4 protein-coding genes are annotated in these 6604 nt (G+C 64.0%); 1 reads left to right on the forward strand and 3 read right to left on the reverse strand.

Annotated features, from left to right (window positions below; all coding sequences use genetic code 11):
* Positions 1–165: 165 nt before the first annotated feature.
* Positions 166–1362, reverse strand: a complete 1197-nt coding sequence (locus tag JS533_RS09255; RefSeq protein WP_241514132.1) for an SLC13 family permease — start codon at positions 1360–1362, stop codon at positions 166–168.
* Between the two features lie 406 nt (positions 1363–1768).
* Positions 1769–3988, reverse strand: coding sequence for an alpha-L-arabinofuranosidase C-terminal domain-containing protein (locus tag JS533_RS09260; protein WP_241514133.1), 2220 nt, complete (start codon positions 3986–3988; stop codon positions 1769–1771).
* A gap of 356 nt (positions 3989–4344) precedes the next feature.
* Here JS533_RS09260 and JS533_RS09265 point away from each other — a divergent pair, with 356 nt between their 5' ends.
* Complete coding sequence (locus JS533_RS09265; protein ID WP_241514134.1) at positions 4345–5214, forward strand: MurR/RpiR family transcriptional regulator; 870 nt, start codon at positions 4345–4347, stop codon at positions 5212–5214.
* Between the two features lie 150 nt (positions 5215–5364).
* Here the strand turns inward: JS533_RS09265 and JS533_RS09270 are convergent, their stop codons facing one another.
* Positions 5365–6345, reverse strand: a complete 981-nt coding sequence (locus tag JS533_RS09270; RefSeq protein WP_241514135.1) for a glutamate cyclase domain-containing protein — start codon at positions 6343–6345, stop codon at positions 5365–5367.
* Positions 6346–6604: the final 259 nt, after the last annotated feature.

Here is a 6604-nt window from a genome sequence, read left to right on the forward strand (position 1 = left end):
CTCGCGCGGCCTCATACCAATGGACATGGGTCGGGGCAAGGACTCGGAGAGTCGACCGCGAGCCGCAAGTTGGTCCCGCGAACCGGTCCAGCAAACCGGCCGCGACCGCCGCGAACCGGCTGCGACCGACCGCGACCGACCGCAACCGACCGCGGCCGTCCGGGCTCACGGTTCGATGATCCAGGAAAGCCCCACGAGCACGATCAGGAACAGCACGTTCACAGCCGAGTAGACGGCCAGATACCGGCCCTTCTGGTGCGGATACTTGCGTACGACGTTCTTGTAGCCGATGAGCGAGGCCATCGACGCGATGAGCGTACCCATGCCGCCCAAGTTCGTGCCGATGATGAGCGGCCGCCACTGGTCGGTGAAGCCGGAGAGCAGCAGCGTGGTGGGCACGTTGCTGATGAGCTGGCTGGAGCCGACCGCGACTTCGAGCGGGCGGATGTTGACGAGCGAGGCGGCCAGTTCGTAGAATTCCGGCACGCGCTTCATGTTGCCGATGAAGATGAAGAACATCGTGAACGTGAGCGGCAGACCCCAGTCCACGTTCTTGAACACCTTGCGGTCGCACACGAGGAACGCGGCGAACACGATCACGCACATCAGCCACAGCGGGATGACGTCACTCACCGCAAGCAGACAGACGATGAACAGGAGCGTATAGACGACGGTACGCCAGCCGCCGTAGCCCGCACCGTAGCCGGTGATGCGGATCTCGTCGGGCCGGTGGCCTTCGCTGGAGGGCGCGAGCACGCCCTGTTCGATGCCGACGCCGTCGAGCGAGCGGAATTCGGAGACCGGTTTGCCGCCGAACACGAGGCAGGAGATGATGACGAGCATCACTGCGGCCAGCGCCGAATACGGCGCCATGATGCCGATCATCTCCGTCGCGGGCATGCCGGTGAGCGCCTTCAGATACAGGTTGTGCGCGTTGCCGATCGGCGTGAGCATGCTGCCGACGTTCGCGCCGATCGTCATCAGCGTGCCGACGAGCACCGCATGCTCCTCCATGTCGGCCATGACGAGCACGGAAATCGCGAACGGAATGAACGTGACGAGCGCGACGTCGTTGGTAATGAGCATCGCCGAAAAATACGTGAGCGAGATCAGCGTGATCACGAGCCCGCGCGCGGTGCCGACATGGTGCAATAGCCGCGAGCCGATGATGCGGAACACGCCAATGCGCTGGAAACCGCACACCACGAGCATCAGGCAGACCAGCTGGCTGATCGTGCTCATGTGCACGTAGTCCTTGTAGTCGGCGTCCGGCGGGACGATGAAGCAGGATATGAGCGCCAGTATCGAGGCGACGATAAGGATCGTTTCGCTTTTGAGCAGCTCAATGGCCCAGCGCCGCATTATTCCTCCGAAGTTCACCGTTCGTTAACCTTGGAAGATTTTAGCGGGAAATCAAGCCAACTACGTTGTTTCGCCGTGTTGTTTTCCGACCGATATGCGTCGAGGCAGCCGCTCAGCCTTACGGCCGGTTGCCCTCCCGTTCCGACCGCCGCATGTTTTTACGGATCCTCGCGCTCCAATGGGTGTGGGCTGACGATGACCCAGCCGAATCGCCACGCTGAGAGCACACTGTGAGCAGTCAGCGTAGGGAAATGGTTGGAACTTCGACAAATTGCCACGCTGAGAGGAGCCTTAGCGGGGCGATCTGACGACAGCCTAACCAAAATGCCACGCTGAAAGCAGTAGCGTAGCCCAGCGAGGAAGCCAAGGTTCCACCAGCCTCACACCGGAATACGCAAGCAAGCCGCTATTCGAGTCGCACGAGGGTGAGGCTGTAGGCGGGCAGCGCGAGGGCGATACTGCCCGGGCCGTCCGGCGGGAGCACGGATTCGCGAACCGTGCGCGTCAGGCATTCGCGGACGCCGCCCGTATAGCCGAGCTCGTTGCGCGCGTCAGGATCGCCTGTCAGGGTTTCGACGCGCAGCGTGCGCGGGGAGCCGACCGCATCGTCGCGTCGCAGCAGGCCGCGCGGCCCGTACGAGACGTTAAGCGTCACGCCCGCGCGTTTCCCGCCCGTATTGACGAGTTTGACGAGACGCAACGCGTTCTCGTCGCCGGTCGCGGACACGTACAGGCCATCCGGCGCGTCGCCGTCGATGCGGCACTCGTACGCGAGCGGGCCCACGTTCGCGGAGAACAGCCGTTCCGCCTCGTAGTTGACGCTGGGGCCGACTGCGGACGGATTGAATTCGATGAGGTTCTGCTCCCAGCCGTGCCCGGTGACGTGCGAGAGCAGCGGTGCGTACGATGTCATTTTCACGATGTCGCTGTTGCGTTCGCAACCGGTGAGGAACGCGGACTCGGCGAGCGCCGACCGCCAGCTGCTGGCATGGTCGTGGTCCTGCGGCTGGGCGGCGAAGTAGCCGTTGGCCGAGTATTCGCCGAAGTACACGCCGGTGCCGTCGCGGCGGTAGTCGTCGAATCGGTTGGCCTGCGCGATGAACCATTCCGGCGAGTGGTAGGCGTGTTCGTCGACGAGGATGCGCGTGGCCGGCAGCAGGTCGGCGCTGGCCGCGTCGATCTCGCGCGCGACGCCGGGCACGCTTCCCGCGGCGACCGCGTGCGCGTGATCCCACGTGCGTTTCATCGGCAGGCGGAACGGGAACAGGCCGGCGCTCATCACGCACAGCATGTTCGGGTCCTTCTCGTGGATGGCGCGTGCGATCGCATCGAATTTGGCCACGTAGTCGGCGCCGAAGTTTTCGTTGCCTATGCCGATCATGTCGAGTCCGAACGGTTCGGGGTGTCCCATGTCGCGCCGGACGGCGGCCCATGCGCTCGTGTCCGGGTCGCCGTTGGCGAAGTCGATCAGGTCGAGGTAGTCCTGGACGACGACGCGGCGGAACCAGTCGGAATCGGTGTCGACGTGCTTGGGGTCGCGGTAGGGCGACTGGCAGGTGATGCCGGCGAACAGGGTCGGCAACGGCTTGGCATGCAGATCTTCGCACAGGCAGAAGTATTCGTAGAAGCCGATCTGGTAGCTTTGCGAATAGCTGGAGCCGTCGGGCGATTTGAACGCCCACATGTTGTACTGCTGGCGGCGGGCCGTGGGTGCGCCGACCGTGTCCTTCCACCGGTATTCGTTGCCCGGCGTGACGCCTTCGACGATGCAGCCTCCGGGGAATCGCACGAACGCGGGATGCAGCGTGGCGATCGATTCGACCAGGTCGCGGCGCAGTTTGCCGAACCGCCATTTCGGATCGTTGCGCCCCCAGTAGTCGGCGTCCATGAGCGAGACGGCGTCGAGGTCGAACGTCACGGCGGACGGCGTCGTCGTCCCGGTCGCGTCCATCGCACCCGAGCCGTCCGGACCGTCCGCGGCCTGCGCGTCGATATGCAGTTTGCCGTATCCGTCGCGCAGTCCGGACAACGTATGCCGTACGAGTATCCAGCCGTCGTGCAGCGGCTCGCCGGCGAAACGGTCCACGTCGAACCGCACGTCGTCGCTCAGCGGCTCATCGTCGTCGTCCAGTACGACGACGCGCAGCGAGACCGTGCCGCGCACCGCGCGCACGCATGCGGAAAATTCGTACGAGCGTCCCGTGCGCACGCACATCGCGCATACGTTCGCGTGATCGCCGCCGCCGTTGTATCCGAGGTTTTCGATCGTGCCGACGAGCCCGAGCGCGACCGTGACGCGCGCGTACCGGCTGTTGTCGTGGATCGGCGGCGCCGGACAGTCCGTATCCACTGGCTGGCCGTGGTCGCCGCGGATACGTGTGCCGCAGCTGACGGCGTCGAGCCGGCGGAACCGCCAGAACCGCAGCGGGTCGGCCTGCGTCATCCAACGTTCCGCGCCTTTGAGCCGCAGCGACGAATGCGTCAGATACACGCCGTCGAAACTGTAGTTGTTCACCATGTTGGCGTTCAGACCACCGTCCGCACCGTGGTTGATGTCCTCGAAAAACACGCCATAGAGCCGATCGCTCACCGCATGCGTCGGCGCACCCACCGTAATCGTCACCATGCGTTCCATTATCGCGCGGCGGACGGGAATAGGCCATATGCGACCCGGCGGAAAACGTCAGATTATGAAACGTTCTGGGACATCCCGGAGCATCCCGGAGTATCCCGGAACGTCCTGGAGCATCCTGAAACGCATACGTTCGCAGCCGATCGCGACGCCCCACGATCCAACTGGCATGGCTCAGCACCCGACAGCCAGCCCGACAGCCAATTCAACAGCCAACCCGGCACCCGATCCGGCAAGTGTTCAATTCGTGTTCACTTTGGCGACAGATTTTCGCCCGCGAACATAAGCCCGCTTCGGATAGGCTGGCAATCGAATAGTGAGCAAGGCACCAGAGCGATAAGGGAGACGGCATGCAGACCTCGGTCGGTATTCGCGAGCGCATCGGTCATGTGTATCCGTCGCTGCGGCCCGCCGAGCGGGCGGTGGCGCAGTTCGTCCGTGACCATCTCGACGAGGCCGCGAACCTGACGGTCGGCCAGCTCGCGCAAGCCGCGCGGGTCAGCCAGCCCACGGTGATCAGGTTTTCGCGCAAACTCGGCTTCGGTGGATACCGTGAACTGCGCTATGTGCTGCGGCATCCGGAAGCGGAGCGCCGCGTCACGTTCGACCCGCTCGAAGGGTTCGATCTGAATCCTTGGGACGACGTGGATTCGGTGCCGGCCAAGGCGGCGAACAGCGCGAAGACGCTGCTGGACGATCTGGCCTCGTCGCTGGACCGCAACGCCTACCGCAAGGCCGTTTCGCTGATCGCGGGCGCCTCCCTGATCGACATCTACGGCGTCGAGAATTCGCTGGTGCCGGCCACCGATCTGTTCACCAAGCTCAGTTATCTCGGCCTGACGTGCAGGCTGAACACTGACGCCTACCTGCAGCAGATCGGTGCCGGCCATCTCGATCAGACGGACGTGGCGGTCGCCTTCTCCTATTCGGGTTCTTCATCGGACACGGTCAAGGCGTTGCGCCTGGCGAAGTCGCAGGGCGCGCACACGATCGCCGTGACGAACGCGTCCGGCTCGCCGTTGGCCGGCTGGGCCGACGTGTGCCTGTATTCGGGCCGCAGCGAGCATACGATCTACGGCAATGCGATCTTCTCGCGCGTCGCGCACACCGCGCTCGTGGACATGCTGTACATGGGCGTGATTCTGAGCGACTACGGCCGGTTCTCGACCGCGCTCGACCGGTCGGGCAAGATCGTGGCCGACCGTGAGTATCACGAGTGAGCGGTATCACAACGTCACGTTGAACACACGTCGACACGCATGGTGCTGGCGGAGCCTCGGCTCCCTCGGTTGAGGGAGCGTTTGCGGCACGGCCGTGTCGCCGATAAACGTGGTGTCGCGCGCCAGTGCGATACCTCTTCCAACGGCCCGTTAACGGGCCAGCTGCGAGATCGCGTTGATCTGCGCGTAGTACTGGCGTTCGGACAGGCCGTCGACGGTGGGGATGTTGAGCAGTTTGACGCCGTCGAGGCCTCCGGCCGCGGTGATGTTGGCGATGACGTCCTTATGCCACCGGTCGTCGAGCATGGCGGCCACCTGCGTGCAGCCCATCGCGTACAGCGAGCAGACGAACGCGTGGCCGCCCCAATTGGAGCAGCCGGCCACGATGAGCTCCTCGGTGGGCACGGTGCAGGCGATATCCTCGCCGTGGTCGACGATGTCTTCGATCGCGTACTCCTGGATGTGGCCCATGCCGATCTCGTTGCCGCCGTCGCCGATGCCGACCGTGTGCAGGCCGAGCCCGGCGAGCCGGCTGAGCGGCGCGGTCCATTCCTGGATGTTGATGCCGCGCATGTTGCGCGGGTAGCCGTCGCGCGCCGGTCCGACGCGTTCGATGAAGATCACCGTGTCGATATGCTCGCGTTCGACCAGCTTGCGCGTTTGGTCAAGCCAGTTGTCGAACGCGTCGCCTTTGGGCGCGATGAGCACGCGGTCGTCCGGCAGCACGTCCTTGGCCGCGCCGCGGATCACCGGTTCGCACCATGCGTCGCTGACCATCCACGCGTCGCCGCCGATCGCGCGGATCGCCGCGCATATTTCAGCCGCACCCACCGGCCCGTCCGATTCGGCGGCCGGATGTTCGGCCTTGGGGATGAAGAATCCGGTGACGACGAGCGCCTTGTGCCCCTTGCCTTCGGCGAAGCGGCGGGCCGCCTTGAACAGGTCGCCGCGGGCGAACGTCATCAGCGTCTCACTGCCGCGGCCCACATCCTCGGCCGCCTTGCGCTGGATGCGCGCCACCTTCGGGTACGCGAGCCAATGGGCCAGTGCGCCCGGCCGTTTTGCGGTTGATGCGGTCTTCGTCGTTGCGGTTGATGTTGTGGCTGATGCCGTGGCTGTCGTTAAGACCATGATCGTTCCCCTTGTAGATAGAATCTCTGCCCTTGTCTCGTTCATCGACTGTTCTAGACCACAAAACGACCATCAATGAGTCCGCAATGTGAATTCTTTCGATCACATGATGAAAAACGGGTGGATTGACCATCACGCGATGGCAAAACCAGCCAAAATACCATCGCGTGACCTCGAAACCCGCGAATTGCCGGTCACGAGATGGATTGAACCGTGTCGATTCCATCGCGTGACCTCAATGCTTAGGCAGGGAAGGTCA

The sequence above is a fragment of the Bifidobacterium amazonense genome (assembly GCF_018555435.2).
GTDB lineage: Bacteria > Actinomycetota > Actinomycetes > Actinomycetales > Bifidobacteriaceae > Bifidobacterium > Bifidobacterium amazonense.